Source organism: Robiginitalea sp., from assembly GCF_982776155.1.
Genome location: NZ_CEXZKX010000006.1, coordinates 244,924 through 247,917, shown reverse-complemented (window position 1 = coordinate 247,917; position 2,994 = coordinate 244,924). Strand labels below are relative to the sequence as shown.

General features: G+C 56.0%; 2 protein-coding genes and 1 tRNA gene. 1 reads left to right on the top strand and 2 read right to left on the bottom strand.

Annotated features, from left to right (window positions below; translation table 11 throughout):
• Positions 1-417, bottom strand: a 417-nt coding sequence (locus AC3DKS_RS12215; RefSeq protein WP_474731815.1) for a DnaJ domain-containing protein, incomplete at its 3' end; no start/stop codon positions are given.
• A gap of 50 nt (positions 418-467) precedes the next feature.
• The gene (gene ppk1, locus AC3DKS_RS12210) at positions 468-2,522 is read right to left on the bottom strand and encodes a polyphosphate kinase 1 (RefSeq protein ID WP_015754342.1); all 2,055 of its coding nucleotides are present in this window, start codon (positions 2,520-2,522) and stop codon (positions 468-470) included.
• Between the two features lie 227 nt (positions 2,523-2,749).
• Here ppk1 and AC3DKS_RS12205 point away from each other — a divergent pair.
• Positions 2,750-2,832: transfer RNA gene (locus tag AC3DKS_RS12205), tRNA-Leu, on the top strand.
• Positions 2,833-2,994: the final 162 nt, after the last annotated feature.

Sequence of the window (2,994 nt, the reverse complement as noted above, 5' to 3'; positions counted from 1 at the left end):
CCGGAAACCCCTCCCGGCGGATGGCCCTTCCCCCCGGAATCCACCAAACATGGACTCGAAAAAATCCGAAAAATCGTTGGGGTCGCCCCCGCTGTAGGTATAGCCCCCAAAAGGGTCTCCCCCAAACGGTTCGCCGCTTTGCGGGCCGCTCCGGCTCCCCCTCGCCTTCCGGGCCTTTTCAAACTCCTCGGCGTGCTGCCAGTCCTTGCCGTACTTATCGTATTTCTTGCGTTTCTCAGGATCGCTGAGGACTTCGTGCGCCTCGTTGACTTGTTTGAATTTGATCTCGGAACCGGCATCGTCGGGGTTCAGGTCCGGGTGGTATTTCCGGGCGAGTTTCCGGTAGGCCTTTTTGATCTCGCTTTCGCTGGCCTTCTTGTCCACCCCGAGGACTTTGTAGTAATCGATGAATTCCATGAATGCTTTCAGCCTGTTTGGAATAATTATACAAAAAATTCACTTGATCTTCACAGCTCCCCAAGCATGTTGTAGATGGCGTATTGTGAGCGGACCAGCGGCTCCCCGGGCTTGGGGGGCCGATAGGGGTTTTTGCCGTCGGCATCCTGGATACGCGCCTTGACGTTATCGGCGAGCTGGATTTCCAGTACCCGGTTCAATTCTTCGAATACCCCGGTGGAATGGACTGGCACGAGGACTTCCACGCGACGGTCCAGGTTGCGGGTCATCCAATCCGCACTCCCCATATAGAGCCTGGGGTTGCCGCCATTTTCGAAGCGATATATCCGCCCGTGTTCCAGAAACCGATCCACCACGCTCGTCACGAAGATCTGGTCACTCAGCCCCGGCACCCCGGGCAACAAGCAGCAAAACCCCCGGACGAGCAATCGAACCGGCACGCCGGCTGCGCTGGCCTCGTACAACAGGTCAATCATCCCGCGATCCTCCAGGCTGTTCATTTTTGCCGTGATGCCGGCTGGCAGTCCATCGGCGGCATTCCGGATCTCCCGACGGACCATTTCGGTAAATTTCGCCCGGGTATTGAAGGGGGAAACCAACAATTTTTTCAGGACGGGCTCCCGCCGGGTATCCTTGAGGAAATTAAAAACGGCCTCCAGGTCGGATGTCAGGTCTTCCCGGGCTGTCAACAGGGCGTGGTCCGCATAGATCCTGGCAGTTTTCTCATTGAAATTCCCGGTGCCGAAATAGCCATACCTGCGGTGGGAACCATTCGATTCCCGTGAAATCAGCAATACCTTGGAGTGCACCTTGAGGTTGGGAAAACTATATATTACCCGGGCCCCGTGCTTTTCAAAGGCCTTTCCCCACTCCAGGTTGTTCTCCTCGTCAAACCGGGCCTTGGCCTCCACAAAAATGCTGACCGCCACGCCGCGTCGGGTGGCCTCAATCAAGGCCCTGGCCAACCGGGATTCCGAAGCGATGCGGTAGAGCGAAATATCGATACTGCGCACCCGGGGGTCTGCCGCGGCCTGCTCCACCCAGCTGATTATCTGTCCAAAGTCCTGGTAGGGGAAGTGGATCAGCACATCTTCCCGGTCTAGTACTTCAAACAGGTTGCTGCCCGGAGCAAACTGCGGGTGCCGCAATGGGGGCATTGGCCTGTACTCCAGGGAATCCCCGGCCGGGTTCGGGAAATTCATGAAATCACTGAAATTGTGGTATTGGCCCCCGGGAACCAGATCGAGCCGGCCCAGGCCCAGGTCCCGGCGGAGCGACTTCACGAGTATATCCGGCATGCGCGCGTCATAAAGCAATCGGGTAGGCTGACCCCGGGATCGTTTTTTCAGGGACCGTTGGATTTCCTCCACCAGGGATTGCTCCACCCCATCTTCATCCAGGTACAATTCGGCATCCCGGGATATTTTTATGCTGTATATCCCATCGGGATCAGCTTCCAGGCCGGATAGCCCGGATAATACAAGTTTTAACAGGTCTTCCAGGATTTGGAAGCGATATACGCCTGAGCCCGGCAGCGGCACAAAGCGTTTGGGAAACGCTGTGGTAGCAGGGAAATAGAGCCACTGAGCCGAATCCGGGTCGCGCAGGACCAGGTAGGAATCGCCATCCCCGAGGAAAGGCTTCCCGCCCGACGGACTGAGTTTCATATGGAAATCGCCGGCGATCTCCTCCCAAAAGAATTGCCCCGCCCATTCCCGGTCCCCGGGCGAAAGCTCGCGGTGGTCCACCAGGTAAACATCACGCTCCTCCAGGGCCGGTAGAATTGACTCCCGGTAGATCCTCCCGAACGCCTCCTGTTGGCGGTGCACCTCGGAAAGGATAGCCTTCAGGGTTTTGTTGGGGCGCATGGAAAGTCGTTTGCGCAGGTGTTTATCCACTTGCTTCAGCTGGCGCAACTTGGAGACGCGGACACGAAAGAATTCGTCGAGGTTGGACGAAAAAATAGCCAGGAACCGCAGCCTCTCAAATACGGGTACATCCGGGTCTTCCGCTTCCTGTAATACGCGCTCGTTAAACCGCAACCAGTCGATATCCCGATGGCGGTACCGGGATTGCTGTTTTTCCGGGGTAGGGTGTTTTTCCATAATGCGCCTGAGGCAACCTGCCGCCTGGCAGTTTCCCTGTTTTAATTAATAATTAGGGGTGGCAAGTGATTATCGCAGGTGAAATTACCAAATAACCCGGTTCCCCCTGAATCGAAAAGCACTGTTTTTGGCAACCAAAAGGCCGAACCCGCCAACTTTCGCAGAATTCCTTTAAAAAGGTTTGGCAAGGAGGGAAAAAGGGGGTTATATTTGTGCCGCTTATTCCAGGCCACGTGGCGGAATTGGTAGACGCGCTACCTTGAGGGGGTAGTGTCCTCTGGACGTGCTGGTTCGACTCCAGTCGTGGTCACTTAAAGCGCGAACCCCGCTCTCGAAAGAGAGTGGGGTTTTGTTTTTTTCAGAAACCGTCAAGAGCTCGCTCTTGTAAGGGGTCTGGAAAAAACAAAAACCCAGCTGGCATAGCCAGCGGGGGGTGAGGATTTTCAGGCGGGAGCGCATTCTGGAGCACCGA

Excerpts from the sequence above, each read along its gene's own strand:
- ppk1 (WP_015754342.1), bottom strand. The coding sequence starts at position 2,522 with ATGGAAAAACACCCTACCCCGGAAAAACAGCAATCCCGGTACCGCCAT.